Consider the following 26,153-nt stretch of genomic DNA (forward strand, 5'->3'; position numbering starts at 1 on the left):
CTTCTCAGCTCAGAGACCCGCTCCATGTCCCTTCGCCGCGCCTTCGACGCCGAGCACGCCCGCCGCGACGCGGTTCGCCATGCCCGCGAGGAGGCCGAGCGCAAGCAGCAGGAAGAGGACTTGGCGCGCGCCCAGCAGCTCTATGACGCGCTGGCCGAAGACGAGAGTTTCCTGCGCGAGAAGGGGCTGACGCTGGGCCTGCGCCGCTACACGGTCACGCTCAACCACGACGACTTCCTGATCGACGCCTACTTCGAGTCCGGGAGCATCAACGTGCGCTCGGCCGACAAGCGCACCGCGACGACCTCCACCGCCGCGCCGCGCAAACAGCAGTTCGTGAACACCCCCGACGAAGCCCTTGATGTGATGGCCCAGTTCCTGGCCGACGAGACCGACTGATGCTTTCGATTTCCAACCTGCGCGCCGAAGTCGACGGCAACGAGATCCTGAAGGGCCTGTCGCTGGAAGTTCCGGCTGGCGAGGTGCACGCGATCATGGGGCCGAACGGCGCCGGCAAGTCGACGCTGTCCTATGTGCTGACCGGCCGCGACGGCTATGACGTCACCGGCGGGGCTGCGACCCTGAACGGCGAGGACCTGCTGAGCCTCGACCCGGCCGAGCGAGCTGCCAAGGGCATGTTCCTGTCGTTCCAGTATCCGCTGGAGATTCCAGGCGTCCCGGCGCTGACCTTCATTCGCACCGCGATGAACGCCCAGCGCAAGGCGCGCGGCGAGCCCGAGGTGAGCGCCCCGGAGTTCCTGAAGCTGGCCAAGGCGACCGCTGCGTCGCTGAAGATCGACTTCGACATGCTCAAGCGTGCGCTGAACGTCGGCTTCTCAGGTGGTGAGAAGAAGCGCATGGAAATCTTTCAAATGGCGATGCTTTCGCCGCGCTTCCTGATCCTGGACGAAACCGATTCCGGCCTGGATATCGACGCGCTGAAGATCGTGTCGGACGGGGTCAACGCGATGCGCTCGCCCGAGCGCGGCATGCTGGTGATCACCCACTATCAGCGCCTGCTCGACTACATCAAACCCGACCGGGTGCACGTGCTGTCGGCCGGGCGGATCGTGGAATCCGGCGGGCCGGAGCTGGCGCTCGAACTCGAGCGCGAAGGCTACGACAAGTACGCGAGGGCCGCGTGAGCGTCACCGAGGCCATCAGTTCCGGCGACGCCGGCCTGCTGCCGGGACGGCGCGACGAGGACTGGCGCTGGACCGACCTGCGCGGCCTGATCCGTCAGATGCCCGCCGCCTCGCCGCAGGGCCAGGCGTGGGGCTGGGATCATCCCTTGGCGCAGAGTGTCGAGGCCGTCGACATCGTCAACGGCCGCGGGCCGAGCGACCTGGACGTGCCGGCGGGCGAGACGCGGCTGGTCGCCTATCGCTTCCTGTCGAGCGCCGAGGCCGGTTCTCACACCGCCGAGCTTTGGGTTTCGGTGGGCGAGGGCGCGGTCCTAACCCTGGTCGAGAGCTACGAAGGCGCGGCCGGCGGCTATCTGGCTAACGCCAACCTCAACTTCCGCCTCGCCAAGGGCGCCCGCGTCGAACGGGTGGTGTTTGCGGCCGATCACGCCGAGGGCGTGTGCGTGGTCGATGCGACCGTCGAACTGGCCGCCGAGGCGAACTATGCGCAGACCGTGCTGACCACCGGCGCGCGCCGTCAACGGATCGAGACGCGGGTGGCCCATCCGGGCGCGCATGCGCAGGTCCGGCTGGACGGCGCCTATCTGCTCGAAGGCCAGCACAACGCGGACCTGACCACCGTGGTCGAGCATCTGGGCGTCGACGGTGTCACCAGCCAGCTGACCAAGGGCGTCGTGCGCGACCAGTCGCGCGGCGTGTTCCAGGGCCGCATCGTCGTCGCCGAGGGCGCGGACCGCACCGACGCGCGCATGGGCCACCACGCGCTGATCCTGTCGGACAAGGCCGAGATCGACGCGAAGCCGGAACTGCTGATCTTCGCCGACGACGTGCAGTGCGCGCACGGCAATACGGTCGGGGCGCTGGACGAGGACGCGCTGTTCTACGCCGAGCAGCGCGGCATGCCCGAGGACCTGGCCCGCGCGCTGCTGACCGCCGCGTTCGTCGGCGAGGTGATCGAGCGCATCGAGCACGCCGCCGTGCGCGAGGCCGCCCAAGCCTGGGCCGCCCAGCGGCTGGAGGTCTGACCATGGCCTTCGACGTCGAGGCGGTGCGGGCGCAGTTCCCGATCCTCAGCCGCCAAGTGAACGGCAAGCCGCTGGTCTATCTGGACAGCGCCGCCTCGGCCCAGAAGCCGCGGGCGGTGATCGACGCCATGACCGCGGTGATGGAGGGCTCGTACTCCAACGTTCACCGCGGCCTGCACACCCTCGCCAACGAGACGACAGACGCTTACGAGGCGGCCCGCAAGTCGGTGGCCAAGTTCATCAACGCCGGCGAGCACGAGATCGTCTTCACCAAGGGCGGCACCGAGGCGATCAATCTTGTGGCGTCGGGCCTGGGCGCGAGCCTGGCAGAGGGCGACGAGATCCTCCTGACGGTCATGGAGCATCACGCCAACATCGTGCCCTGGCACTTCCTGCGCGAGCGCAAGGGCGTGGTGCTGAAGTTCGTGCCGGTGCTGGACGACGGGTCTCTGGACCTGGCCGCGATCCCCGATCTGCTGACGCCCCGCACCAAGGTCGTCGCCCTGACGCAGATGTCGAACGTGCTGGGCACGATCAACCCGGTGGCCGAGATCGCCCGCATAGCGCATGCGGCCGGCGCCAAGGTGCTGGTCGATGGATGTCAGGGCGTCGTCCACCTGGACATCGACGTGAAGGCGCTGGACGTCGATTACTACGTCTTCTCCAGCCACAAGCTCTACGGCCCGACCGGGATCGGCGTGCTCTACGGGAAGGAAGAGGCGCTGGCCGCCCTGCCGCCCTACCAGGGCGGCGGCGAGATGATCGGCGAAGTGCGCCTCGAGGCGATCACCTACGCCGACCCGCCGCATCGGTTCGAGGCCGGCACTCCGCCGATCATCGAGGCGATCGGGCTAGGCGCGGCGATCGAGTGGCTGAACACCATCGACCGCAAGGCCGCCGCCGAGCACGAGGCCAGGCTCTATGCCCGCGTCCGCGAGGGCTTGAAGGGCTACAACTGGCTGCGGGTGATCGGCGATGCGCCCGGCAAGGGCGCGATCATGGCCTTTACCGTCGATGGCGCGCATGCTCACGACGTGGCTCAGATTCTCGACCGTTATGGCGTCGCCGTGCGCGCCGGCACCCACTGCGCCGAACCGCTGATGCGGCGTTTCGGCCTGACGGCGAGCGCCAGAGCTTCTTTCGCCCTATATAATACGGAAGGGGAGGCCGACGCATTCGTCGACGCGCTGACCCGCACCCAGGCCTTCTTCGCTTGAGTTTGAACATGGACGACGCCGCCGCCATCGAGCCGACCGCGACCACGCCGCTTTCGCAAGCTGAGCTGGACGCCCTGACCGATCAGCTCATCGAGAAGCTGAAGACGGTGTTCGACCCGGAAATCCCGGTCGACATCTACGAGCTGGGCCTGATCTACAAGGTCGACGTGTCCGACGAGAAGGACGTGGCGATCGACATGACGCTTACCGCGCCCGGCTGCCCGGTGGCCGGCGACATGCCGGGCTGGGTGCAGGACGCGGTGCGCGAGATCCCCGGCATCCGCAACGTGACCGTCGAGCTGGTGTTCGACCCGCCGTGGGACTCCTCGCGGATGTCCGACGAGGCCAAGCTTCAACTCAACATGTTCTGACCCCATATGGAGGGGAGCATGAGCGATCTGAACCTGACACCCGCGCCTCGGGCGCGCCGTCCGCGGCCCAAGGTCGTCACCTTGACGGATGCGGCCGCCGAGCGCGTGCGCGCGATCATGGCGAAGTCCGAGAAGCCCTATGTCGGCCTGCGGGTCGGCGTGAAGAACAGCGGCTGCGCCGGCCAGGAATACATCCTGGAATATGCCGAGGAAGCCGGTCCGCTGGACGAGGTGGTCGAGGACAAGGGCGTCACGATCCTGATCGAGCCCAAGGCCGTGCTGTTCCTGGTCGGCACCGAGATCGACTATGTGACCACCAAGCTCTCGGCCAAGTTCCAGTTCCGCAATCCGAACGAGACCGACGCCTGCGGCTGCGGCGAGAGCGTGACGATCGAGCCGGCCAAGCCCGCCGACGCCTAGTCGGCGTAGGCGTACGGCCCGCCACGCTCCAGGGCCCGGCGATAAGCCGGGCGGGCGTGGATCTTTTGCAGGAAGGCGGCGAGGCGAGGGCGTCCGTTCAGGGCCCCGGCGCGATCGGCCGCGGCTTCGACGGGAAAGCTCATCATTACGTCGGCGGCGCTGAGCTGGTCGCCGGCGAACCATTCCGACCTCCCGAGTTCGGCTTCCCAGTAGTCGAAATGCGTCTTCAGATTGGGGTCGATGAAGCTCGCCTGCGCCTTGCCGGCGATGGCGTTGACGATGGGGCGCAGCAGGCCAGGGGCGCTGCTCGGCAGCCGGCCGAACACCAGCTTCAGCAGCAGGGGCGGCATGGCCGAGCCCTCGGCGTAGTGCAGCCAGTAGGTCCAGCGCAGGCGCTCGGCCGAGCCTGGCGGTGGGGCTAACCGGCCCTGGCCGTAGCGCTCGAGGATCCATTCGACGATGGCGCCGGTCTCGGCCACCGTCACGTCGCCCTCGCTGACCACCGGCGACTTGCCCAGCGGGTGGACGGCGCGCAGTTCGGGCGGCGCCAGCATGGTCGCGGCGTCGCGTTGGTAGGGCTTGATCTCGTAGGGAACGCCCAACTCCTCCAGCAGCCAGAGCACGCGTTGCGAGCGCGAGTTGTTCAGGTGATGGACGGTCAGCATCAAAAGCCCCCTTGCACGTCTTGTAAATTTACACCGTAAGGAAGTGGACGCAAGCCCTCGGCGGCGGCCTAGTCGGCAGAGGGAACGGAGGCGCGAGCATGATTGGATCGCGGGTGGACCTGCAGCGTACGCGCCAGGGCCATGAGCGCGTCACCTATGTCGAGCTGTTCTTCGACCTGGTGTTCGTCTTCGCCGTCACCCAGCTGTCGCACAGCCTGCTCAAGCATCTCACGCCGATGGGCGCGGTCGAGACCGGGCTGCTGTTTCTGGCGGTGTGGCTGGTCTGGACTTACACCTGTTGGCTGACCAACTGGATCGATCCGGAGCAGCGCGCCGTCCGTCTGATGCTGCTGGTGCTGATGCTGGCCGGCCTGTTGATGTCGACCTCGCTGCCGGACGCATTCGGCGACAAGGGGCTGATCTTCGCCGCCGCTTTCGTAAGCATGCAGGTCGGCCGTTCGCTGTTCATGCTCTGGGCCCTGCGGCCCTACAATCTTCGCAACTACCGAAATTACCTGCGGATCACCGCCTGGCTGACCCTGTCGGCGGTGTTCTGGATCGCCGGCGGGTTGGCGAGCGAGGGCGCGCGGCTAGCCTTCTGGGCCGTCGCCGTGGCGCTGGAGGCTGGGTCGCCGGCCTGGGGGTTCTGGACACCTGGGCTGGGCCGCTCGGTGACCACCGACTGGGACGTCGAGGGCGCGCATATGGCCGAGCGCTACGCCCTCTTCGTGATCATCGCCTTGGGGGAATCGATCCTGGTGACCGGCGCGACCTTCGCCGAACTTCCGATGAGCCCTGGTGTCCTGACCGCCTTCGGCGCCGCATTTCTGGCTAGCGTCGCCATGTGGTGGATCTATTTCGACGCCGGCGCCGAGCGCGCCAGTCGGCTGATCGCCGCCTCGGAAGATCCAGGACGGCTGGCGCGCCTGGCCTACACCTACATGCACGTGCCGCTCGTGGCCGGCATCGTGGTCAGCGCGGTCGGCGACGAGCTCGCCCTGGCCCATCCCGACGGGCACATGGAGCTGAAGACCGCTATCGTGCTGCTGACGGGCCCCGCGCTCTATCTGGCCGGCGACCTCTTGTTCCGCCGGACGACCGACAGCGGCACGCCGCGGTCGCATCTGGCTGGTCTGCTGGCGCTCGCCCTGTTGGCGCCGGTGTCCATGCGGTTGACGCCTGCAATGCTCAGCCTGGCGGCGTCGCTGATCATGTTCGCGGTCGCCGCCTGGGAGTCGTTCTGGCGGCGCCGCGAGCTGCAGGGCGTCAGCGCCCCTTGAACAGGGCCGGGCGCTTCTGAAGGAAGGCCAGGATGCCCTCGCGGTTGTCCTCGGTGCGGCCGGCATGCTTCTGCGCGACGCGCTCGGCCTGGAGCTGGTCGGCCCATTCGGCGTCCAGGCTCTCCCACATCAGCTTGCGGATGGCGCCGAGGGCCTTCGGACCTGTGGCCAGGTTCTGCGCGAACTCCATGGCCGTGGCCATCAGTTGGTCGTCAGGCACCACCCGGTTGGCCAGACCCCAATCCACAGCGGTCTTGGCGGGCACTTTCTCGCCCATCAGCGCCATCTCCATGGCCCGCGCCTTGCCAATGAGGCGCGGCAGCAGGTAGGTCGAGCCGCCGTCCGGGACCAGACCGATGCGGCGGAACGCCTGCAGGAAGTAGGCGCTCTCGGCGCAGACGATGATGTCGCCCATCAGAGCCAGCGAGCAGCCGACGCCGGCGGCCACGCCGTTCACCGCGGTGACGATCGGCAGGGGGTAGTCGCGGAGCGACTTCACGAAGGGATTGTAGACGCTCTCAAGCGCCGCGCCGGCGTCCGGCCCCTCCGGATCGGGGTTGGCGGGAGCCGCGCCGCCGCGGCCGGAGAGGTTGGCGCCCGAGCAGAACCCGCGGCCTTCGCCGGTCAGCACCACGCAGCGAACGGACGCGTCGGCCTTCATGCCGTCGAACGCCTGCTGCAACTCGTCCATGAGGTCGAGTCCTGCCGCGTTCAGCGTGCTGGGGTCCGCCAGCGTGATGACGCCGATCCCGTCCGCGACCGAAGTCTTGATCTTCGAATAGGCCATGGCGTCCTCCCTCAAGGTCCTGGCGGAACTTAAAGAGGGATGTCGCCGCGTCAGGCTAGGGGAAAAACGCCCCGGGTCAGGCCGCGGCGGCGACGGACTCGGCGCTGGTCACCCGGTTCCGGCCCGAGCGCTTGGAGACGTAGAGAGCGCTGTCGGCGCGCTCCATGAGGCCGTGGGCGCTTTCTCCGGGCCGCAGTTCGGCTAGGCCGGCGGAGACGGTGATCGCCCCGAGGTCGTCGTTGGTGGAGCGACGCTTCAGCATCCGGGAGGAGACTTCCTCGCGGATTTCTTCCAGCACGATGGCCGCCAGTTCGGCGCGCTCACGCGGGAAGATCAGCGCAAATTCCTCGCCGCCGTAGCGGGCCGCGAAGCGAGGCGGGGCCCCGACGCGACCGATGACGCTGGCGACGTAGCGGATGACCTGATCGCCGGTCTGGTGTCCCCAGGTATCGTTGAACGATTTGAAGTGGTCGATGTCGATGACGGCCAGGGTCAGGCTCTGGGCCTGTTCCTCGGCGTCGGCGCAGGCGCGCTCGAGCTCTTCGTCGAAGGCTTTGCGGTTGGCAAGGTTGGTCAGGCCGTCGGTGGTCGCTTCGCGGCGGACCTGCTCAAGGTGCTCGCGCAGCTTGGAGACCTGATCGGTGGATTCGCTCAGTCGGCGCTCGAGAGACTTGTTCTCGCGCTGGACGCGCTTGGTGGCGGTGACGAGCGTCTCGACGGTCGCCTTGAGGTCGGCGGCGCTGCCGGCGGCGGTGAGGGTCTTGGAGGCGTCGGCCAGGGTCTCGCCGTAAGCCTCGCTGGACTTCTGGGCGGTCTCGATGGCGCGGCTGACGGCGGCGAGTTCCTTGGTCAGGGCGTCGCCGGCGTCGCGGATCTGATCGTTGAGCTTGGCCTTAGGCAGGTAGGCGGCGGCCAGTTCGTCGGCGACATTGTCGGTGAACGCTTCCCCGGTGGAGAGCATCCGGGCGATCTCGCGGCCCAGGGCGCTGTCGGGCGCGGCGATGAAGTGGGTCCAGAGCTCGAAGTTCACCGCAGTCGGCCAGACCTTGTTCGCCTCCATGGCGTCCATGGTCTGCCGGGCCAGGGCATAGGCGCCCGGACCCCGCAGCTTGGTTTCGATGTCGCCCGACATACTGTCTTCCCCGAATCCTCGAAGGCGCCGCGAATTTTTCGCAGCAGCACTCATGTCCCGTGGAGAAGGTTACCGGGGAGAGCCGAACGAGCCGTTAAAAATGTAAAGTCGACTATTCGGGCGTCGTCGAGCGCGGGGGCGCGCGCAGCAGGAACGCCGGGATGTCGGACCCGAAGCCGACCACGCTGTCGCGGTCTTCTCGGTTGTCACGGTGGTCCCGGTTGTCGCGGCGCGGGCGATCGCGACGCGCCGGTTCGGCTGCAGCCGGGGTCGGAGCGGGCGGCGAAGCCTTCGGCGCGGGCTTCGAAGCCGCCTTCGGCTCGGTGGGAGCCTCGGCGCGGGCGCGGCTGCGGCGCTTGGGCGCCTCGGCCTCGCCCAGTTCGCTCGCCGGGGCCGCGACGACGGGCTCCATCGACGCGACCTCGCCATGCGGCGCGATCGGACGCGAGCGCTCGCGGGACCCGCGTTCGCTGCGGCCGCCGCGTTCACGCGAACCGCCGCGGTCTCTGCCGCTGCTGCCGGCGCGGCGCTCATCCTTGATGGCGGCAAAGTCGACGCCCTCAAGCACGACCTCTTCCGGGGTCTTGCCGATCAGCTTGAGCACCTTGTCGATGTTCTTGGCGTCGGCCGGGGTGACGATCATGAACGCCTCGCCGGACCGGCCGGCGCGGCCGGTCCGGCCGATGCGGTGCACGTAGTCGTCAGCGTGGTGCGGGACGTCGTAGTTGAAGACGTGGCTGACGGCCGGGATGTCGAGGCCGCGCGCGGCGACGTCGGAGGCGCAGAGCAGCTTGAGCTCGCCCTTGCGGAAGCTTTCCAGCGTCCGCATCCGGGTCGCCTGATCCAGATCACCGTGAATGGGACCGGCGTCGAAGCCGTGTTTCTTCAGGGACTTGGCGACGATATCGACTTCGGATTTGCGGTTGCAGAACACGATGCCGGTATCGACCTCGGCCTTTTCGATGAGCATGCGCAGGGCGGTGCGCTTGGCCTTCGGGTCGGACGTGGGCAGACGGACCAGGTGCTGCGTGATCGTGTCGGCGGTCGTCGCCGGGCGCGCGACCTCGATCCGCTGCGGATCGTTGAGGAACTGCTTGGTCAGCCGGGTGATTTCCGGCGGCATGGTCGCCGAGAAGAACAGCGTCTGCTTCTTGGCCGGGGTCAGCTTGAAGATGCGCTCAATGTCCGGGATGAAGCCCATGTCGAGCATGCGGTCGGCTTCGTCGACCACCATGATCTGAACGCCGGTCAGCAGCAGCTTGCCGCGTTCGAAATGGTCGAGCAGACGGCCCGGGGTGGCGATCAGGACGTCGACGCCGCGATCGAGCTTCAGCTCTTGGTCGCCGAACGAGACGCCGCCGATCAGCAGCGCCCACGACAGGGTGCGCTTTTGGCCCTTGGCGTACTTTTCGAACGAGGCGGCGACCTGGTCGGCCAGCTCACGGGTCGGGGCGATGACCAGCGAGCGCGGCATCCGCGCTTTCGAGCGGCCAGCCGCCAGGCGATCGATCATCGGCAGAGTGAAGGCGGCGGTCTTGCCGGTGCCGGTCTGGGCGATGCCGAGGACGTCGCGACCTTGGAGCGCCACAGGAATGGCCTGGGCTTGGATCGGCGTAGCGGTCGTGTAGCCGGTGTCGGCAACTGCCTGGAGCGTCGCGGGCGACAGGCCCAGTTCGGAAAATTCGGTCATTCAGCAGCAATGGGGGCGGGGGGCTCGCCCGAAGACGAGCTAGCGAACCGCGGCGGCGCGGACGGCGATCGTCGCGCGACGCGGAAGATACGGAGACATAGCGTCAAGTCAAACGCGTTCTGCCCCTTGCAGTTCAAGGGGAGGCGTAAGCTTCACGCAAGTTCGTAGGCTGCGCTTTGGGTGTCGCAGCCTGAGCGGAGAGCTTCGCGCCGCGATATGGGGGGCCGCGAGAGGTTCCGGAAGGTGCGTCCAGGCCGCGGTTGGGCGCTACACGTCGAGGTCGTCGGCGGCGAACTCGGCGTTTTCCTGGATGAAGCGGAAGCGCAGTTCCGGCTTGCGGCCCATCAGCGCCTCGACCAGGTCCTCGACCGTCTCCTCGGCGCGCGGCAGGGTGACACGAGCCATGGTCCGGGTGGCCGGATCCATGGTGGTCTCCTTGAGCTGGCCGGGCATCATCTCGCCGAGACCCTTGAAGCGGCCGATCTCGGGCTTCTTGCCCTTGTATTCGGTGCGCAGCAGCTCTTCGCGGTGCGCGTCGTCACGGGCGTAGATGGTCTTGCCGCCGTGGCTCATGCGGTAGAGCGGGGGCAGGGCGAGATAGAGCCGGCCGGCGCGGATCAGGTCCGGCATGGTGCGATAGAAGAAGGTGATCAGCAGCGATGCGATGTGGGCGCCGTCGACGTCGGCGTCCGTCATGATCACCACGCGCTCGTAGCGCAGGTCCTCTTCCTTGAACTTCTTGCCGGGCTGAACGCCGAGGGCGAGCAGCAGGTCGGATAGTTCCTTGTTGGCGACCAGCTTGTCGACCGAAGCCGACGCCACGTTCAGGATCTTGCCGCGCAGCGGCAGGATCGCCTGGGTCCGACGGTTGCGCGCCTGCTTGGCCGAGCCGCCGGCGGAGTCGCCTTCGACCAGGAAGATTTCGGTGCCGTCGGTGGCCTGTCCCGAACAGTCGGCCAGCTTGCCCGGCAGGCGCAGCTTGCGCGTCGCCGAGGCGCGCTGGACATCGCGGTCGCGGCGGCGCTTCAGCCGCTCCTCGGCCCGGTCGATGACGAACTGCAGCAGCAGGCTGGCGGACTTCGGCTGGGCGGTCAGCCAGTGGTCGAAGGGATCGCGCAGGGCGTTCTCGACCAGGCGTTGGGCGTCCGACGAGGAGAGCTTTTCCTTGGTCTGGCCCTGGAACTCCGGGTTGGCGATGAACACGCTGACCAGGGCGCCGGCCTGGGCCACCACGTCCTCGGCGGTGATCAGGCCGCCACGCTTCTCGCCCGTCAGTTCGGCGTACTGCTTGAGGCCGCGGGTGAGCGCGGCGCGGAAGCCAGCCTCGTGCGTGCCGCCTTCCGGGGTCGGCACGGTGTTGCAGTAGGACTGCATGAAGCTGTCGGCCTCGCCGAAGCCGGCGGGAGTCCAGGTGACCGCCCATTCGACCTTGCCGGTCTCTCCGGGGCGCTCGTAGCGGCCCGCGAACGGTTCGGTCGTGACGGTCTCGATGTCCTTGACCCGTTCGGCCAGGAAGTCGGCCAGGCCGTTGGGGAAGCGGAACACCGCCTCGGCCGGGGTCTGGTCGTGAATGCGCGAGGGATCGCAGCTCCAGCGGATCTCGACGCCGCCGAACAGGTAGGCCTTGGAGCGCGCCATCCGGTAGAGGCGCGCCGGCTTGAAGGCGCAGCCTTCGCCGAAGATCTGCTCATCCGGCAGGAAGGCGATGGCGGTGCCCTTCTTGCGGGTCGCGCCGAGCTTTTCGATCGAGCCCAGCGGCTTGCCGCGGCTGAACGACTGGCGCCACTCGAAGCCGTCTTTCCAGGCGGTGACGTCGACGCGCTCGGACAGCGCGTTCACCACCGAGACGCCGACCCCGTGCAGACCGCCGGAGGTCTCGTAGGCCTTGCCCGAGAACTTACCGCCCGAGTGCAGGACGGTCATGATGACCTCCAGGGCCGACTTGCCCGGATGCTTCGGGTGCGGATCGACGGGAATCCCGCGGCCGTCGTCCTTGACGCTCAGGACGCCGTCGGCGTCGAGCTTGACCTCGATGATCTTGGCGTGACCGGCGACGGCCTCGTCCATGGCGTTGTCGAGCACTTCGGCGAACAGGTGGTGCAGCGCACGTTCGTCGGTGCCGCCGATGTACATGCCGGGCCGCTTCCGGACCGGCTCCAGGCCTTCGAGAACCTCGATGTCCTTGGCGGAATAGCCGCCGCCCGGCTTCTCGGTCAGCACCGCCGGATCCGGGCGTGGCTCATGGCTCTGCGCCAGCGGCGCGGCCGGCGCGGGGTTGAGAGCGTCGTCGAAGAGGGAAGCTTGGGGAGTAGAGGCCTGGGACATGCGACCTGAAAATGGAACGATTCGAGACCGCCCCATATGAATCGCGACGGCCTCTAAATCAATGCGACCTGCGGGCCGGTCATCGTCACGGCGTGGCGACGGCGGCGAATGAACGCGCCGGCCAGGCCGAAACCGGTGATCATCATCGCCCAGGTCGACGGCTCGGGCACCGGCGTCGCGCTCCGCGGCAGCGGCCGTCGAACGCCCGTGGTGACCGGCTCGTCGGGCGCGATCAGCCAGTCCCAGGGCGTCGGCATGCGCGGCTGGATGTCGTAGAGCGCGATCAGCTTGAGGTCTTCGGTCGGCGTCTGCGGCTCGGCGACGTTTTCGAACAGCGCCTGGCGCGGTTCGGCCAGCCGCGCCAGCTCATGCTCGGGCGTCATCGCCTTGGCCGGGCGGCCGCGGGCGGGCTTGAAGTAGACTGGAACCATCGGGGTGGCGGACGGCGCCGTGCTGGGAACGCCGACCAGCGCCATGGCGCCGATCGCGCTCGACAGCAGGCCCGGCGTCATCGCCGGCAACGGCAGGGCGATGGTCGCGACCATCAGCCCGAAAAGCGTCCTCTTGGTTATTCTCGACGACTTGCGCATACGGCCCCGTCCTGCCCCAACGCGCCGTCCTGCGGCGCATCTGTCCCTCGGGCCGAAGGGAGCAAGGCGCGGGCCAGTTCGATGTCACCGTAAGTGGCCGTATTTTATGGGCGTTGTCGCGATGCGCCGGGTGCGGCGTGCGCGTCGTTGCGGCGCGGATGTGCCGAAACGGGCCAGGCGCGGGGGCCTGGCCCGTGGCCGCGATCAGTTCCCCTTCAGCACCAGCGGCGCGCTGGGCTCGTCGGCGGCGATGTCGGCGGGATGGAAGGGCAGGCGGTGCCAGCCCTTCTTGGAATAGAGCCAGGTCTGGTCGGCGTAGTGCGGGGAGGCCGGGTCGGTTGACTGCGAATAGGACAGCACCGCGTCGGCCACCGGACCCTTGTCGTCGAAGGTCACGACCTGGATGTAGCTGGAGCCGTGATAGGGCACGTAGCCGCCCGCCTTGGCGTTGAAGTGCGCCTGCTGGGCGTTGAGCACCCCGTCGGAGCCTTCGCCGCCGTGGACCGGGATCTTTTGCTCGCCGCGGATCGCGAAGTGATAGGCGCCGTAGGGGGCGTCCAGCGCGATGTTCTGCTTGGCCATCAGCTGCACCGCGCCGGCCAGGGCTTGGCGCAGCTTGCCGACGGTGTCGGCGTCGGTCTTCAGGCCGCGGGGCGTGTGCACCGGGTCCGCGGCGTCGAAGGGCGTCACGTAGACACCGGTGATCTTCTGGGCCTGGCGCCAGTATTCCATCCACAGCAGGGCGCCGACGCTGTCGTTGTCCATGCGGCGGTCCCATTTGGCGAGGATCGCGCAGGCGGCGGTGAGGTCCACGCTCTGACCGTCGGCCAAGGCGACCGCGCCGCCGGTCCCGCAGGCCTTCAGCGTATCGTCGAGGAAGAGCTCGGCCGCGTGGTTCTTGTTCCAGAACAGCATGGTCTTCACCGCCGTCGGGTCGAAGCCCTTGCCGGGGAGGCCGTCCGTTCCGGCCAGCCGCGCGTCGATCTCGACGATGCCCGAGCGGGTGCGCAGGTTCTGGGGCACGTCGGTCAGGCCGACGATCGGCGAGACCGCCGCCATCGGGGCCTTGGCGTTGGTCAGCCAGTAGCTGTCGTTGCTGTTGGCGACGTAGTCCTGGCGGATCATCGAGGGCATGGTCGCCCCGGCCATCAGCCCGGGCGAGCCCCAGTCGCAGGCGGCCCGCGACCCGTCGAGCACATAGACGCGCGAGGCGGCGGCCAGCTTGGCGGCGGCCGGGCTGGGGGCGCAGGTCTTCAGCTTGTCGGCCGAGACGTCGGGCGTGGCGGTGATGTCGGCATAGAGCGCATCGCCGTGGCGGTCGGCGGCGATGGTGTTGACCCACGGAATGCCCAGCGACTTGGTGATGGTCGCCTGGATCTCGCCCACCGACTTGGCGCGGGCGATGTCCAGCCAGGTCCCGGCCGCGGCGCTGTTGCCCTTGTTGGCGTCGCGCAGGGCGTAGGCGGTCTTGCTGGTCCAGGCCAGGCCCGCCTGCGGCATCACCACCACCGGGCCGTAGAGCGTCGTGTAGTAGGTGCGGGTCTGCGGCCCCGCCGACGTGTCGATGCTCACCGACTTGCGCTCCATCGCGTGGCGCTTGCCGTCGACGAGGTAGGCGGTCGGGTCGGCCGGATCGAGCGCCAGCTCGAACAGGGTGAAATGGCGATCGGTGGAGACGGTGTGCGTCCAGGCGACGTCCTTGTTGAAGCCGATCGACAGGCCCGGCGCGCCGGCGATGGTCACGCCCATGGCGTCGAACTTGCCGGGGATCGTCAGGTGCGCCTCGTAGAAGCGGTTGGTCGTCTCCCACGGGAAGTGCGGGTTGCCGAGCAGCAGGCCGGACTTGTTGGTGGTGACGTCGCGGCCGAACGCCCAGCCGTTGGAGCCCAGGCCGATCTGCTCGGCCATGTTCGGCAGGCCGACGTTGGATGCGGCCTTGGCCGGAGCCTCCGCCGCGGGCGGGGCGGCGGCGTTGGTCTGGCGCAGCCACGCCCCGCCGCTGGCCTGGATCATGCGCTCCTCGTTGAGGCGCACGACGTCGTCGACGGTGATCGGCCGCACCCAGGCGGCGTCGCGGCAATCGGCCGGGCGCTTGTCCTTCGGCGTATCGGCCAGATAGCGGTTGTAGCCGGCGACGTAGCCCCGGACCAGATCACGATAGTCGGCCGGCCCCTTGTCGAGTTTGGCGCGCAGGGCCGGGACATCGATGTTGGAGCGGAAGAAGAAGTCGCTCTCAAGGTTCTTGATGTCGGTGAAGGCCACGACGTTGGTCGCGTCCGGACCGAAGTGCTTGGTCCGCTCGCCGTTCACGGTAGCGATCTTGTCGGCCAGCAGGCAGAGGTTGTCCTGGGCGAAGGCGTAGGCTTGGCCATAGCCGAGCCCGGCGAAGTCCTTCGCGGTCACGTGGGGGATGCCGTATTTGGTGCGCACGATCTGCGCCTCGTAGGCGGCGGCGCTGGAGGCGAGTCCCGCGGCCAGCGCGCAGGCGGCCGTGCTCAGAAGCAGCTTTTTCATGGCGTTTCCCCGAACTGATCCCCGCTTCGACTCGCGGGGTGTGTCGGGATGACGAAACAACCGAACGTAGTTCGTCAATGTGAAGCTTCGCCGCCCAGCGAAAAGGGGCCGCGGATTGCTCCGCGGCCCCCTCTAAGATCGCCTCAGGCGGCTTCGATCAGCACGAATAGTACATGTCGAATTCGACCGGGTGCGGATGCAGTTGGAGGCGCATCACTTCCTGCATCTTCAGCTCGATGTAGGAGTCGATGAAGTCGTCGTCCATGACGCCGCCGGCCTTCAGGAAGGCGCGGTCCTTATCGAGGTTTTCCAGGGCTTCACGCAGCGAGCCGCAGACTTCCGGAACCTTCTTCTGCTCGCGCGGCGGCAGGTCGTAGAGGTTCTTGTCCTGGGCCGCGCCCGGGTCGATCTGGTTGATGATGCCGTCGAGGCCGGCCATCAGCAGGGCGACAAAGGTCAGGTACGGGTTGCCCATCGGGTCCGGGAAGCGGGCTTCGATGCGCTTGGCCTTCGGCGAGTCGACGTGCGGGATGCGGATCGAGGCCGAACGGTTGCGGGCCGAGTAGGCCAGCTTCACCGGGGCTTCGTAGCCGGGCACCAGACGCTTGTAGGAGTTGGTGGTCGAGTTCGAGAAGGCGTTGATCGCCTTGGCGTGCTTGATGATGCCGCCGATGTACCACAGGCACATCTGCGACAGGCCGGCGTACTTGTCGCCGGCGAACAGCGGCTTGCCGTCGGCCCAGATCGACTGGTGGACGTGCATGCCCGAACCGTTGTCGGCGAACATCGGCTTGGCCATGAAGGTGGCCGACTTGCCGTAGGCCGCGGCCACGTTGTGGATGACGTACTTATAGAGCTGCATCCGGTCGGCCATGACGATCATGGTGTCGAACTTCAGACCGAGCTCGTGCTGGGCGGGCGCCACCTCGTGGTGGTGCTTTTCCGGCTTCATGCCCAGCTCGCCCATGACGGCCAGCATTTCGCCGCGCAGGTCCTGGCAGCTGTCGACCGGGTTGACCGGGAAGTAGCCGCCCTTCGGGCCCGGGCGATGGCCCATGTTGCCTTCCGGATATTCCTTGCCGGTGTTCGCCGGCAGCTCGCTCGAGTCGTACGAATAGCCGGTGTTGTGCGGCTGGGTGTTCCAACGCACGTCGTCGAAGATGAAGAACTCGGCTTCCGGGCCGAAGAACACGGTGTCGCCGATGCCCGAGGCCTTCACGTAGTTGAGCGCGGCCTTGGCGATCGAGCGCGGGTCACGGTTGTACGGGGTGCCGGTGTCCGGGTTCACGATGTCGCACATCAGGCAGAGGGTGGTCTGCTGATAGAACGGGTCGATGATCGCGGTCTCGAGGTCCGGACGCAGCTTCATGTCCGACTCGTTGATGGCCTTCCAGCCGGCGATCGACGAGCCGTCGAACATGGTGCCGTCGGTCAGGAACTCTTCGTCCACCAGGTCGATGTCGAAGGTGACATGCTGCATCTTGCCGCGAATGTCGGTGAAGCGGACGTCGACGTATTTGACGTCCTTTTCCTTGATCTGATCCAGAATGTCCTTGGCGGTCGTGGCCATGGTCTAATCCCCTTGAAGAAGTCCGATAGCGATAAATTCGTTAGACGGCTGCGGCGCCGGTCTCACCGGTGCGGATGCGCAGAACGTCGGTGATTTCCGAGACGAAGATCTTGCCGTCGCCGATCCGGCCGGTGCGGGCGGCGCCCACGATGGCTTCGAGCGCGGCTTCGAGCTGGTCGTCGGCGACGACGACCTCGATTTTGATCTTCGGCAGGAAGTCCACGACGTACTCGGCCCCGCGGTAGAGCTCGGTGTGGCCCTTCTGGCGACCGTAGCCCTTGGCTTCGATCACGGTCATGCCTTGGACGCCCAGCTCCTGCAGGGCCTCCTTCACTTCGTCCAGCTTGAACGGCTTGATGATGGCTTCGATCTTTTTCATTCCAAGCTCACTGGCCTCACTTGATGCGCGGCGCCGCCGAAGCGGTTGGCGGCTACGAGCACGGTCCGGAGCGGAGTCACAAGAGGGATGGGCTTGCGGTTCCGTCGCGGGAGCGTGCGATGATGTGAATGATGCCTTTTTAGGCGCCCGGCGCCCAAATCACGATCATTGCCGGAAACATACTGTTCGCGTCTGTTCGGCGGCCCCCGTGTCGCCGAACGATCGCCGAGGGGAGGGAAATGATGGACGAGCGGACCCCAGTTCTCATCGGAGCGGGCCAATTCACCTATCGGGGCGATCCTGGCTCTTCGCCTTCCCCGACGGCATTGCTGAAGATTGCAGCGGAACGCGCCGCGCAGGATGCGGGCCTGGCCCCGGAAAAGCTGTCGCAGATCGATACCTTGGCCGTCGTCGGCTTTACGATCGACGCGCCAGGGGGCGGGCGGATGGTGCCGCACTCGACCAATCCGCCGGCGACCCTGGCCAAGCGCATCGGCGCCGAGCCGAAGCACGCGGTCTATTCCCACATGGGCGGCAACAGCCCGCAGCAGTTGATCAACATCGTCAGCGAGCGGATCGCCAAGGGCGAAACGGACCTGGCCCTGGTGGTCGGCTGCGAGTTCCTCGGCTCGGCCACCAAGCGACTCACCAAGGGCCTGGGCTTCGCCGATTGGGACGACGCCGAGGAACTGCCCGAGCCGGAGCGGATCGGCGATCCGCGCCCGGGGGTGACGCCGTACGAGGCCAAGCACGGGCTGGGGCGGCCGATCAATTGCTACCCGCTTTTCGAGAACGCGCTGCGGGCGCGGGACGGCCGCTCGATCCCCGATCACCAGATGCGGCTGGGCGAGCTGTTCGCGCCCTTTACGAAGGTCGCGGCCCAGAACCCGGAGGCCTGGTTCCCGATCGAGCGCTCGGCGCAGGAACTGGTCGAGGTGAGCGATCGCAACCGCATGGTCGGCTTTCCCTACACCAAGTACCTGAACGCCATCATGGACGTGGACCAGTCCGCCGGGGTGCTGGTGGCCAGCCTGAAGACGGCGCGCGAGCTCGGGGTCCCCGAGGACAAGCTGGTCTATCTGCACGGCTGCGCCGACGCCTCGGACCTCTGGTATCCGCTCGACCGCCAGAACTTCCATTCCAGCCCGGCCATGCGGCTGACCGGCAAGCGGGCGCTGGAGATGGCGGGCGTGAGCCTGGCCGACATCGGCCACATCGACCTTTATTCGTGCTTCCCGGTGGCGGTGGAGGTCGGGGCCGAGGAACTGGGCCTGGCGCTCGACGATCCGCGCGGCCTGACGGTGACTGGCGGTCTGCCGTACATGGGCGGCCCGGGCAACAACTACGCCATGCACTCGATCGCCGTGATGATGCAGCGGCTGCGCGCTGATCCGGGCGCCTACGGCCTGGTGACGGCGAACGGCTGGTTCCTGACCAAGCAGTCGACGGGCGTCTATTCGACCACCCCGCCGAAGGGGCCGTTCGATCGGCAGGATCCGAAGATCATCCAGGCGCAGATCGACGCTCTGCCGCACCCGGCTGTCATCGAACAGCCAAACGGCGCGGCCACTATCGAGACCTATACGGTGGTGCACGGGCGCGAGGGCTACATGATGGGGATCGTCGTCGGCCGCGACTCCGAAGGCCGCCGTTTCGTCGCCAATACGCCGACGGATGAGGCGACGTTGGCCGGACTTGAGGCTAAGGAAGCGGTCGGCCGCACCGGAACCGTCAGCCGTTCCGAAGACGGAAGCCGCAACATCTTCGTACCGGATTGATCTGATGTCCCGACTGTACCTGATCCGCCATGGCAAGCCGGCCGCCGTCTGGGGCGAGGCCGACGAGGACCCCGGTCTCGACGCGGCGGGTCAGGCGCAGGCCGAGGCCGCGCGCGACCATCTGATGAGCCTACCGGAGGCCGAGCGCCCTAAGCGGGTGTTCAGCTCGCCGCTGCGCCGCTGCCGCGAGACGGCGGCGCCGACGGCCGCCGCGCTGGGCGTGGAGGTCGAGATCGACCCCTTCGTCGGCGAGATCCCGACTCCGAAGGCGCTGAGCGCCGAAGAGCGGCCGGCCTGGCTGCGGGGCGTGTTCCAGGGCCGCTGGAAGGACGTCGAAGGGGATCTCGACTACGACGCCTGGCGCGGCGACGTCGTGAAGGCGCTGCAGGCCAAGGGCGGGGCGGCTGTGTTTTCGCACTATGTGGCGATCAACGCGGTGATCTCGCATCTGGAAGGCGACGAGCGCGTTCTCGTCTTCCGCCCGGATCACGCCTCGATCTCGACCCTCGAAACCGATGGCGAGCGCTTGACCTTGGTGGAGCGGGGGCGCGAAGCCTCTACGCAGGTCCTTTAAGGTCAGACGAGGAGCGGCCGTGGCTGCGCGCAAGATTCTCACGGTCGCGGAAATCGCTGCGGCCGACCGTGCGGCCATCGCGGCGGGCACGCCCGGCGTCGAGCTGATGGAACGCGCCGGGGCGGCTGTGGCCGACGCCATCGCCGAGCGCTTCTCACAGCGGTCGGTCTGCGTGCTGTGCGGACCGGGAAACAACGGCGGCGACGGTTATGTCGTCGCCCGGTTGCTCAAGGCGCGAGGCTGGCCGGTGGAGGTGCGGGCGCTGGCCGCGCCGCAGAGCGCAGACGCCAAGGCCGCGGCGGCGCTGTGGGACGGCGGCCTGACCGCCTGGACCGCGCCGCTCGAGGCGCGCCTGTTTATCGATGCGATGTTCGGCGCCGGCCTGACGCGTCCTCTGAGCGGCGAAGCTGCGGTCATGGCGACGTATTTGGCTGCTCATCCCGAGGCGGTGGTGGCGATCGACGTTCCGTCTGGCCTGCCAGGCGACACCGGTGATCCGCGCGGGCCGGTGGTGGTCGCCGGCCTGACCGTGACGTTCCACGCTAAGAAGCCGGCCCACGTGCTGCAGCCGGGCCACGAGCTCTGCGGCGAGGTCGTGGTCGCCGACATCGGCCTGGCCGAACCGGGCGGCGATCTGATTGAGAACGGCCCGGAAGCCTGGCTCGCCCATTTCCCCTGGCCCAAGCCCAATTCCCACAAGCATGCTCGGGGCCGCCTCGTGGTGGTCTCGGGCGAGGCCTGGAACACCGGCGCGGCGCGGTTGTCGGCGCGCGCCGGACTGCGGATGGGTGCTGGCCTGGTGACCTTGCTGTCGCCCAGTGAGGCGCTGTCGGTGAACGCCGCGCACCTGGAAGCGGTGATGCTCAAGGGCTTCGACACCGAGGCCGAGCTGGAGCAGGCCGCCGCCGACGTCGATGCGGCGATTATCGGTCCGGCGGCCGGCGTGACCGAGAACACCCTGGTCAACGTCATGGCCCTGGCGCGGACCGGTGCGGCGCTGGTCATCGACGCCGACGCCATCACCGTCTTCCGCGACGATCCGGAGGAGCTGTTCTCGGTTCTCGACGTCGACGACGTGCTGACCCCGCATCCGGGCGAGTTCGACCGGCTGTTCCCAGGGCTGCTGAAGGAGGCGCCGGACCGCATCGTTGCGGCCCGCCGGGCGGCGCAGCAGGCTGACGCGATCGTGCTGCTCAAGGGCGCCGACACCGTGATCGCAGCGCCCGACGGGCGGGCCTGCGTCAACACCAACGGTTCGCCGTGGTTGGCGACGGCCGGTTCGGGCGACGTGCTGGCCGGCTTCATCGGCTCGCTGATCGCCCAGGGCATGGAGAGCTTCGAGGCCGCCTGTGCGGGCGCCTGGATTCACGCGGAGGCGGCCGAGTTGCATGGGCCGGGCCTGATCGCCGAGGACCTGCCGGGCCTGGCGCCCAGCGTCCTGCGCCGGCTTTACGAAGGACGCCTCGGCTAGGCGGTGGTCAGCCCCTGGCGGTCGTGCTAACGCCCGTCGTGATGACCTCGAACCTCCATCGCGCCGCCGCCATCGTGGCTATCGGCCGTCCGGTAATCGCCGGACGGGTGATCATGCGCGTATGGGAGGGCAGGGGCGTATAGGGTTCGATACCGGACCTGACGCAGCAGAAAACCCCTCCCGGCGACGGGAGGGGTTTTGCTTTTGAGGCCCTTGTCCGCCGCCGGATCGCCATCCGATGGAGCCTCCCATGTCCTCGCTTACCCCTGAATTGCTGGCGGCGCTGGCGCTGTTCGCCTTCGTCTCTTCCATCACCCCGGGACCGAACAACACGATGCTGATGGCCTCGGGCGCCAACTTCGGCTTCCGCGCATCGATCCCGCACATGATGGGCGTGTCGGGGGGCTTCCTGCTGCTCGTGGTGGCCGTCGGGCTCGGGCTGGGCGGGTTGTTCGCCGCATATCCGGAGCTGCATGACATCCTGGCGGTCGCCGGCGGCCTCTACCTGCTCTGGCTCGCCTGGAAGATCGCGACATCCTCGGGCCTGGGGATGGGGGAGGCGGGCGCCCGGCCGCAGACCTTCCTGCAGGCGGCGGCGTTCCAGTGGGTGAACCCCAAGGCCTGGGCCATGGCGCTTGGCGCGGTGACGGCCTATGCGCCCCGCGACGGCCACATGACGAACATCCTGGTGGTGTCGGTCATCTTCACCGCGATCAATCTGCCTTGCGTCGCCAGTTGGACGGGGTTCGGGGTCGGCCTGCGCCGCTTCCTCGATCGTCCGGCGGTGCTGCGCGCATTCAATGTCGGCATGGCCATGCTGCTGGTTCTGTCGCTCGTGCCGGTGGCGTTGGAGCTGTTCGCTGGCCGCTAATGACGGCCGCGCCGGCTTCGGCCGGCGCGGAAGGCGACCGATCTAAGGTCATGAAAGAATAGGGTTATGTCGGGTGACCGCGTGATCGTGTTCACTCATAAATGCAAATGAGTTGCAACTGCATATGACTCCAGGTAGAGCCCGCGGCCAAGTTTCTCGGGGTTTGTGCAATGCAACAATTTGGACGATTCAACCGCGCCCTGGTCGGCGCCGGGGTGCTGGCCGCCAGTCTGGCGGCGGGCGAGGCGCGGGCGGAGGCCGAGGAGGCCGTGCACACGGTGTCGGAGCTGGTCTTGGTCGGCGCCAAGGACTCGGCGGCCGGCGCCAAGGCGGCCACGCCGATCAAGGAGATCCCGCAAACGGTCACCGTCGTCGGGCGCGAGCGGATCGAGGAGCAGAACCTCTTCACCCTCGAGGACCTGATGGCCCAGGCCCCGGGGATCACGACCACGGGCATCTCGCCGGAAAGCCCGTCCTTCCTGTCGCGCGGCTTCTCGATCGACGCCTATCTGATCGATGGCGTCGCGGGCATCGGCTATCCCGGCTCGACTCCGGACCTGGCCATCTACGAACGGGTCGAGGTCCTGCGTGGCGCGGCCAGCATGTACAGCGGCACGGCCAGCCCGGCCGGCAGCGTCAATCTGGTGCGCAAGCGGCCGACGGCCGAATTCCAGGCCTCCGGCGCGGCGCTGGTCGGGTCGTGGAGCAACTACCGGGTCGAGGGCGACGTCTCCGGGCCGCTGGCCCAGGACGGCCGTCTGCGCGGGAGGCTTGTCGCCTCCTACCAGGACCAGGACATGTTCTACGACGTGGCGCACAAGAGCCGGGCGATCGTGTACGGCGCGCTGGCCTACGACCTGACGCCGAGCACCACCCTGACGGTCGGGGCGCACTACCAGGACTTCCAGCCGGCCAACCAGACCGGTCTGCCGGGCTACACCACCGGCGGCCTGCTGAAGGTCCGTCGCTCGACCTTCCTCGGCGCCGACTGGAACCGCTTCCAGACCAAGGACACCGTCGCTTTCGTCGAGCTGGCGCATGACCTGGGCGACGATTGGCGGCTGCGCGCCACGGCCCAGACCGGCCAGCAGGAGCGGATGGACAAGTACGCCTATGTCGGCAACGGCGCGGTGACCCCGACCAACGGCTGGACCAACCAGATCGCGTACTGGGGCGAGAACTTCACCCGCCGCAACAGCTTCGACGTGAACGTCGGCGGGCCGGTCAACCTGTTCGGCCGCACCCACGACCTGCTGATCGGGGCCGACTACCAGACCTACACCAACAAGTACGTCGAATGGCGCCACAGCTCGTTCGCGCGGATCGACGTGTTCAATCCGGTGACCAACGTGCCGGAGCCCGACTACAAGCCGAACGGCGGCGGCCAGTCGGAGATCGAGCAGTACGGGGTCTACGCCAACGCCCGCCTGCGGCCGTTCGACGGCACGACGGTGATCCTGGGCGGCCGCTTCAGTTGGTACGAGAACTCCAGCCGCTCGGGCGGCACGCGGGCGACGCCGACCAACCCGCCGCAGCCCTGGACCTACGGCGCCTGGAGCACCTACGAGGTCGAGCACGAGTTCACGCCTTACGTCGGGATTGTGCAGGACGTCAGCGAAAACTGGTCGATCTACGCCAGCTACGCCGACAGCTTCACGCCGCAGAGCTCGCGCACCGTGGACGGCGACTTCCTCGATCCGATCGTCGGGCGGCAGTACGAGGCCGGCGTGAAGGGCGAGGTGCTGGACAACCGGCTGCTGCTCTCGGCCGCTATCTATCGGATCAATCAGGTCAATCGCGCCCAGGCCGATCCCGACCACGAGGGCTTCTACATCGCCACCGGCGAGGTGGTCTCCAAGGGCGTCGAGCTAGAGGCCACCGGCCGCATCAGCGACAACTGGAGCCTTAGCGCCGGCTACGCCTACAACAAGAACGAATACGAGAAAGACGCGACCAACGGCGGCAAGCCATTCACGTTGATCAGCCCCGAGCACAGCGCCAAGCTCTACACGAACTACAAGTTCACCGACGGAGCCCTGAAGGGCTTCGACGTGGGCGCGGGGATCAGCGCCTACGGCGAGATGGTCGGCGGAACGCCGCCGATCTCGGTTCGCCAGCCGGCCTATGCGGTCGCGAACCTCAATGTCGGCTACCGCGTGAACGAGCAGATGCTCCTGCGCCTGTCCGTCAACAATCTCTTCGACACGATCTACTACGCCCGGATCAGCGGCGTCGGGCGCGGCAACTATTACGGCGAGCCGCGCAGCGTCATCCTTTCGCTGCGGGCGACCTACTGACGAGAAGGGCGCGGGCGATCAGCCCGCGCCCGACAGCACGCCGATGAAGGTGGCGACCGAAAATCCTGCGAATAGGCCCGAAAAGGCGAGCAGAAGCACGAGGAGCACGGCGTGCTCGGTGCTGCGTCCAGTCTTCTCGTAGGCTCCGCGGTGCTCTTTGACGGTTTCCATGGTCCGGCTCCGGTTCGCAGATTGAACGCGATGTCCGGGGCCGGTGTTCCGATCTACTCCGCTGTGGCGGGTTGCGGCTGTTGCCCGTCGATCGGCGGGGCCTGACCATGACCAGCCAGTTCAAGGGCGGCGCACATCGCGAGAAAGCCGACTAAAGCCAGGATCACTGCTGTGCGGGGCGCAACTCGGCTCTGGCGCGCCTTGGCGCGCGCCTCAAGACGCTCGATCCCGGACATGGAAAACTCCGTCAGAACGCGCGCCGGCTACTCGCCGCCGGGCCAAACTTGACCCACGCGCAACGCGCCCCCGCCACGTCGATAGCCCGATCGCGTCCGGGCGGCCACCCGACTTCCGCCCTTCGGCCTGCGCCCAATGCGCGCGGGCGGGCTTGCGGGCAGGGCTTGCCTTCGCAGGGCGCTACGCCCTATGCAGCGGGCGTTGCGGGTGTGGCGGAACTGGTAGACGCACTGGATTTAGGTTCCAGCGCCGCAAGGCGTGGAGGTTCGAGTCCTCTCGCCCGCACCATTCATTGGCCGGCCCGCGCGTCGTCGCCGGGCCGGACGAACGGCCAGTTCTTCCGGATATCCTGACATTGAGACGCCGGTCGCCGCCGCCTACCTCGGGGCGCTGAACCGGAGTACCGCATGCTTGACGCCCATCCCGCCGACCAAGACCTCGCCCAGCCCGACCGGCCAGCCTGGAGCGGCGTCGCCGCGCTCTCGCTCAGCGTCTTCGGTCTGGTCACGGCCGAGTTCCTGCCGCCGAGCGTGCTGACGCCGCTGGCGAACGATCTCGGCGTCAGCCTCGGCGCGGCGGGGCAAGCCGTCACCGCCACGGCCGTGGTCGGCGCCTTCGCGGCGCTGCTCGTGCCTGTCGTCACCAGCCGCTGGGACCGACGACTGGTGCTGCTGGGCCTGCTCTTGCTGCTCGGGGTGTCCAATCTGATGACCGCCGCGGCGGTCAACCTGCCAATGCTGCTGGCTGCGAGAGTCGTGCTCGGCGTCAGTCTTGGCGGCTTCTGGTCGATGGCTGCGGCGACGACGATGCGGCTGGTGCCGATGCCGGTGTTGCCGCGCGCGATGTCGATCGTCTTCACCGGGGTCACGGTCGCCACGGTCTCGGCCGCGCCGGTCGGCGCCTATGTCGGAGACCTCCTAGGCTGGCGGGCGACCTTCCTGATCGCTGGGCTGGTCGGCGTGGCGGCGCTGGCCTGCCTCTGGTTCACCCTGCCGAAGCTGAAGCCCGGCGCGGCGGCGAACCTGAAGGATTTGGCTGAGGTGGCCGTGCGGCCGCGTGCGATGCTCGTGCTGGCCTCGGTCCTGGTGGTGATCTCCGGTCACTTCGCGGGCTTCACCTACATCCGGCCGGTGTTGGAGCAGGTGGTGCGCCTCGACGTCGCGGCCATCTCGCTGATCCTGCTGGCCTTCGGCTGTGCGGGGTTCATCGGCAATTTCGTCGGCGCCTTCCTGGCCGAGCGCGATCCGAAGTTCGCGATCATCACGGGTTCGGCGCTGATGACCGCAGCCATGGCCGCCCTCGTGCTGCTTGGCGCGACGCCTTGGCTGGCGGCGATCGCGCTGACCCTGTGGGGGCTGGCGTTCGCGATGCTGCCGGTCGGGTTCCAGGCCTGGATGGTGGCCGACGTGCCCGATCGGCCGGAACTGGCCGGCGGGTTGCTGACCGCGGCGTTCCAGGTGGCGATCGCCAGCGGCGCGGTGGCGGGCGGGTTGCTGGTCGACCGCTTCGGGGTGCTCAGCGCTTCGGTCTACTGCGGGACGGCGGCCGCCGCCGGGGTCTGCCTAGTGCTGACGCTGCGCCGGCGTCGCCTGGCGCAGGCGGCCGCCTGCGCCGCTTAAGTCGGCGATCCCGGACGATCGGCAC

The 26,153-nt window shown here is 67.9% G+C and carries 23 protein-coding genes, 1 tRNA gene and 1 pseudogene; 14 read left to right on the top strand and 11 right to left on the bottom strand.

Annotated features, from left to right (window positions below; genetic code table 11):
• Window positions 1-24 precede the first annotated feature (24 nt).
• The 6 genes from AC1Q87_RS02585 to AC1Q87_RS02610 are packed head-to-tail and all read left to right on the top strand — an operon-like array spanning window position 25 to window position 4,178.
• On the top strand, window positions 25-399 hold the full coding sequence (locus AC1Q87_RS02585) for a hypothetical protein (RefSeq protein ID WP_492607445.1): 375 nt from the start codon (window positions 25-27) through the stop codon (window positions 397-399).
• Window positions 399-1,145, top strand: a complete 747-nt coding sequence (gene sufC / locus AC1Q87_RS02590; RefSeq protein ID WP_492607446.1) for a Fe-S cluster assembly ATPase SufC — start codon at window positions 399-401, stop codon at window positions 1,143-1,145. Before AC1Q87_RS02585 ends, sufC begins: the two co-directional genes overlap by 1 nt.
• Window positions 1,142-2,170 carry a Fe-S cluster assembly protein SufD gene (sufD, locus tag AC1Q87_RS02595; protein ID WP_492607447.1) on the top strand — a complete coding sequence of 343 codons (1,029 nt, stop codon included), beginning with the start codon at window positions 1,142-1,144 and terminating at the stop codon, window positions 2,168-2,170. Before sufC ends, sufD begins: the two co-directional genes overlap by 4 nt.
• A 2-nt stretch (window positions 2,171-2,172) precedes the next feature.
• Complete coding sequence (locus AC1Q87_RS02600; protein ID WP_492607448.1) at window positions 2,173-3,387, top strand: aminotransferase class V-fold PLP-dependent enzyme; 1,215 nt, start codon at window positions 2,173-2,175, stop codon at window positions 3,385-3,387.
• An 8-nt stretch (window positions 3,388-3,395) separates the two neighbouring features.
• Window positions 3,396-3,758: an SUF system Fe-S cluster assembly protein gene (locus tag AC1Q87_RS02605; protein ID WP_492607449.1), complete on the top strand. Its 363-nt coding sequence runs from the start codon at window positions 3,396-3,398 to the stop codon at window positions 3,756-3,758.
• Between the two features lie 18 nt (window positions 3,759-3,776).
• The gene (locus AC1Q87_RS02610) at window positions 3,777-4,178 is read left to right on the top strand and encodes a HesB/IscA family protein (RefSeq protein WP_436061200.1); all 402 of its coding nucleotides are present in this window, start codon (window positions 3,777-3,779) and stop codon (window positions 4,176-4,178) included.
• On the opposite strand, the gene AC1Q87_RS02615 is transcribed toward AC1Q87_RS02610, so the two are convergent.
• The gene (locus AC1Q87_RS02615; RefSeq protein WP_492607450.1) at window positions 4,175-4,843 is read right to left on the bottom strand and encodes a glutathione S-transferase; all 669 of its coding nucleotides are present in this window, start codon (window positions 4,841-4,843) and stop codon (window positions 4,175-4,177) included. The genes AC1Q87_RS02610 and AC1Q87_RS02615 overlap by 4 nt on opposite strands.
• A gap of 98 nt (window positions 4,844-4,941) precedes the next feature.
• Between AC1Q87_RS02615 and AC1Q87_RS02620 the strand changes: the two genes are divergently transcribed.
• Window positions 4,942-6,123 (top strand): low temperature requirement protein A, encoded by a 1,182-nt coding sequence (locus AC1Q87_RS02620; RefSeq protein WP_492607451.1) that lies wholly within the window; start codon window positions 4,942-4,944, stop codon window positions 6,121-6,123.
• Here the strand turns inward: AC1Q87_RS02620 and AC1Q87_RS02625 are convergent.
• From AC1Q87_RS02625 to AC1Q87_RS02660, 8 genes and pseudogenes are all read right to left on the bottom strand, one after another.
• Window positions 6,110-6,910 (bottom strand): enoyl-CoA hydratase/isomerase, encoded by an 801-nt coding sequence (locus AC1Q87_RS02625; protein ID WP_492607452.1) that lies wholly within the window; start codon window positions 6,908-6,910, stop codon window positions 6,110-6,112. The two genes, AC1Q87_RS02620 and AC1Q87_RS02625, sit on opposite strands and share 14 nt — an antisense overlap.
• Before the next feature lie 76 nt (window positions 6,911-6,986).
• The gene (locus AC1Q87_RS02630; protein ID WP_492607453.1) at window positions 6,987-8,042 is read right to left on the bottom strand and encodes a GGDEF domain-containing protein; all 1,056 of its coding nucleotides are present in this window, start codon (window positions 8,040-8,042) and stop codon (window positions 6,987-6,989) included.
• A gap of 112 nt (window positions 8,043-8,154) precedes the next feature.
• Window positions 8,155-9,732, bottom strand: a complete 1,578-nt coding sequence (locus AC1Q87_RS02635) for a DEAD/DEAH box helicase (RefSeq protein WP_492607454.1) — start codon at window positions 9,730-9,732, stop codon at window positions 8,155-8,157.
• Between the two features lie 267 nt (window positions 9,733-9,999).
• On the bottom strand, window positions 10,000-12,057 hold the full coding sequence (gene parE / locus AC1Q87_RS02640; protein ID WP_492607455.1) for a DNA topoisomerase IV subunit B: 2,058 nt from the start codon (window positions 12,055-12,057) through the stop codon (window positions 10,000-10,002).
• A gap of 53 nt (window positions 12,058-12,110) precedes the next feature.
• Window positions 12,111-12,227 (bottom strand): annotated as a pseudogene (locus AC1Q87_RS02645) (PEPxxWA-CTERM sorting domain-containing protein); the annotation flags it as partial.
• 624 nt (window positions 12,228-12,851) lie between these two features.
• Complete coding sequence (locus AC1Q87_RS02650; protein ID WP_492607456.1) at window positions 12,852-15,161, bottom strand: acylase; 2,310 nt, start codon at window positions 15,159-15,161, stop codon at window positions 12,852-12,854.
• 157 nt (window positions 15,162-15,318) lie between these two features.
• On the bottom strand, window positions 15,319-16,731 hold the full coding sequence (gene glnA / locus AC1Q87_RS02655; protein ID WP_492607457.1) for a type I glutamate--ammonia ligase: 1,413 nt from the start codon (window positions 16,729-16,731) through the stop codon (window positions 15,319-15,321).
• A gap of 40 nt (window positions 16,732-16,771) precedes the next feature.
• Window positions 16,772-17,110: a P-II family nitrogen regulator gene (locus tag AC1Q87_RS02660; protein ID WP_183770192.1), complete on the bottom strand. Its 339-nt coding sequence runs from the start codon at window positions 17,108-17,110 to the stop codon at window positions 16,772-16,774.
• Window positions 17,111-17,352: 242 nt separating this feature from the next.
• Between AC1Q87_RS02660 and AC1Q87_RS02665 the strand changes: the two genes are divergently transcribed.
• The 5 genes from AC1Q87_RS02665 (at window position 17,353) to AC1Q87_RS02685 (ending at window position 24,101) form a co-directional block, all read left to right on the top strand.
• Entirely contained in the window at window positions 17,353-18,888 is a 1,536-nt protein-coding gene (locus tag AC1Q87_RS02665; RefSeq protein WP_492607458.1) for an acetyl-CoA acetyltransferase, read from the top strand.
• 4 nt (window positions 18,889-18,892) lie between these two features.
• The gene (locus tag AC1Q87_RS02670) at window positions 18,893-19,462 is read left to right on the top strand and encodes a histidine phosphatase family protein (RefSeq protein WP_492607459.1); all 570 of its coding nucleotides are present in this window, start codon (window positions 18,893-18,895) and stop codon (window positions 19,460-19,462) included.
• 19 nt (window positions 19,463-19,481) lie between these two features.
• A complete protein-coding gene (locus AC1Q87_RS02675; protein WP_492607460.1) occupies window positions 19,482-20,933 on the top strand; it encodes an NAD(P)H-hydrate dehydratase in 1,452 nt (483 codons plus the stop codon).
• A 250-nt stretch (window positions 20,934-21,183) separates the two neighbouring features.
• The gene (locus AC1Q87_RS02680) at window positions 21,184-21,804 is read left to right on the top strand and encodes a LysE family translocator (protein WP_492607461.1); all 621 of its coding nucleotides are present in this window, start codon (window positions 21,184-21,186) and stop codon (window positions 21,802-21,804) included.
• 170 nt (window positions 21,805-21,974) lie between these two features.
• Window positions 21,975-24,101, top strand: coding sequence for a TonB-dependent siderophore receptor (locus tag AC1Q87_RS02685; RefSeq protein ID WP_492607462.1), 2,127 nt, complete (start codon window positions 21,975-21,977; stop codon window positions 24,099-24,101).
• A gap of 18 nt (window positions 24,102-24,119) precedes the next feature.
• Here the strand turns inward: AC1Q87_RS02685 and AC1Q87_RS02690 are convergent, their stop codons facing one another.
• Together AC1Q87_RS02690 and AC1Q87_RS02695 are read right to left on the bottom strand one after the other, a co-directional pair.
• Window positions 24,120-24,272, bottom strand: coding sequence for a hypothetical protein (locus tag AC1Q87_RS02690; RefSeq protein ID WP_492607463.1), 153 nt, complete (start codon window positions 24,270-24,272; stop codon window positions 24,120-24,122).
• Window positions 24,273-24,325: 53 nt separating this feature from the next.
• Window positions 24,326-24,508 carry a hypothetical protein gene (locus AC1Q87_RS02695; protein WP_492607464.1) on the bottom strand — a complete coding sequence of 61 codons (183 nt, stop codon included), beginning with the start codon at window positions 24,506-24,508 and terminating at the stop codon, window positions 24,326-24,328.
• Window positions 24,509-24,712: 204 nt separating this feature from the next.
• Here AC1Q87_RS02695 and AC1Q87_RS02700 point away from each other — a divergent pair.
• Window positions 24,713-24,797: transfer RNA gene (locus AC1Q87_RS02700), tRNA-Leu, on the top strand.
• Window positions 24,798-24,916: 119 nt separating this feature from the next.
• Window positions 24,917-26,128, top strand: a complete 1,212-nt coding sequence (locus AC1Q87_RS02705) for an MFS transporter (protein ID WP_492607465.1) — start codon at window positions 24,917-24,919, stop codon at window positions 26,126-26,128.
• Window positions 26,129-26,153: the final 25 nt, after the last annotated feature.

The sequence above is a fragment of the Phenylobacterium sp. GW823-FHT02A09 genome, from assembly GCF_058797775.1.

What these genes read in the sequence shown, in the direction of transcription:
- AC1Q87_RS02600 (WP_492607448.1), top strand. Translation starts at nt 2,173, where the DNA reads ATGGCCTTCGACGTCGAGGCGGTGCGGGCGCAGTTCCCGATCCTCAGC.
- parE (WP_492607455.1), bottom strand. Translation starts at nt 12,057, where the DNA reads ATGTCCCAGGCCTCTACTCCCCAAGCTTCCCTCTTCGACGACGCTCTC.
- AC1Q87_RS02635 (WP_492607454.1), bottom strand. Translation starts at nt 9,732, where the DNA reads ATGACCGAATTTTCCGAACTGGGCCTGTCGCCCGCGACGCTCCAGGCA.
- AC1Q87_RS02680 (WP_492607461.1), top strand. Translation starts at nt 21,184, where the DNA reads ATGTCCTCGCTTACCCCTGAATTGCTGGCGGCGCTGGCGCTGTTCGCC.
- sufC (WP_492607446.1), top strand. Translation starts at nt 399, where the DNA reads ATGCTTTCGATTTCCAACCTGCGCGCCGAAGTCGACGGCAACGAGATC.
- AC1Q87_RS02670 (WP_492607459.1), top strand. Translation starts at nt 18,893, where the DNA reads ATGTCCCGACTGTACCTGATCCGCCATGGCAAGCCGGCCGCCGTCTGG.
- AC1Q87_RS02585 (WP_492607445.1), top strand. Translation starts at nt 25, where the DNA reads ATGTCCCTTCGCCGCGCCTTCGACGCCGAGCACGCCCGCCGCGACGCG.
- AC1Q87_RS02695 (WP_492607464.1), bottom strand. Translation starts at nt 24,508, where the DNA reads ATGTCCGGGATCGAGCGTCTTGAGGCGCGCGCCAAGGCGCGCCAGAGC.
- AC1Q87_RS02610 (WP_436061200.1), top strand. Translation starts at nt 3,777, where the DNA reads ATGAGCGATCTGAACCTGACACCCGCGCCTCGGGCGCGCCGTCCGCGG.
- AC1Q87_RS02705 (WP_492607465.1), top strand. Translation starts at nt 24,917, where the DNA reads ATGCTTGACGCCCATCCCGCCGACCAAGACCTCGCCCAGCCCGACCGG.
- AC1Q87_RS02620 (WP_492607451.1), top strand. Translation starts at nt 4,942, where the DNA reads ATGATTGGATCGCGGGTGGACCTGCAGCGTACGCGCCAGGGCCATGAG.
- AC1Q87_RS02630 (WP_492607453.1), bottom strand. Translation starts at nt 8,042, where the DNA reads ATGTCGGGCGACATCGAAACCAAGCTGCGGGGTCCGGGCGCCTATGCC.
- AC1Q87_RS02690 (WP_492607463.1), bottom strand. Translation starts at nt 24,272, where the DNA reads ATGGAAACCGTCAAAGAGCACCGCGGAGCCTACGAGAAGACTGGACGC.
- AC1Q87_RS02665 (WP_492607458.1), top strand. Translation starts at nt 17,353, where the DNA reads ATGGACGAGCGGACCCCAGTTCTCATCGGAGCGGGCCAATTCACCTAT.
- AC1Q87_RS02650 (WP_492607456.1), bottom strand. Translation starts at nt 15,161, where the DNA reads ATGAAAAAGCTGCTTCTGAGCACGGCCGCCTGCGCGCTGGCCGCGGGA.
- AC1Q87_RS02685 (WP_492607462.1), top strand. Translation starts at nt 21,975, where the DNA reads ATGCAACAATTTGGACGATTCAACCGCGCCCTGGTCGGCGCCGGGGTG.
- AC1Q87_RS02615 (WP_492607450.1), bottom strand. Translation starts at nt 4,843, where the DNA reads ATGCTGACCGTCCATCACCTGAACAACTCGCGCTCGCAACGCGTGCTC.
- AC1Q87_RS02625 (WP_492607452.1), bottom strand. Translation starts at nt 6,910, where the DNA reads ATGGCCTATTCGAAGATCAAGACTTCGGTCGCGGACGGGATCGGCGTC.
- AC1Q87_RS02660 (WP_183770192.1), bottom strand. Translation starts at nt 17,110, where the DNA reads ATGAAAAAGATCGAAGCCATCATCAAGCCGTTCAAGCTGGACGAAGTG.
- glnA (WP_492607457.1), bottom strand. Translation starts at nt 16,731, where the DNA reads ATGGCCACGACCGCCAAGGACATTCTGGATCAGATCAAGGAAAAGGAC.
- AC1Q87_RS02605 (WP_492607449.1), top strand. Translation starts at nt 3,396, where the DNA reads ATGGACGACGCCGCCGCCATCGAGCCGACCGCGACCACGCCGCTTTCG.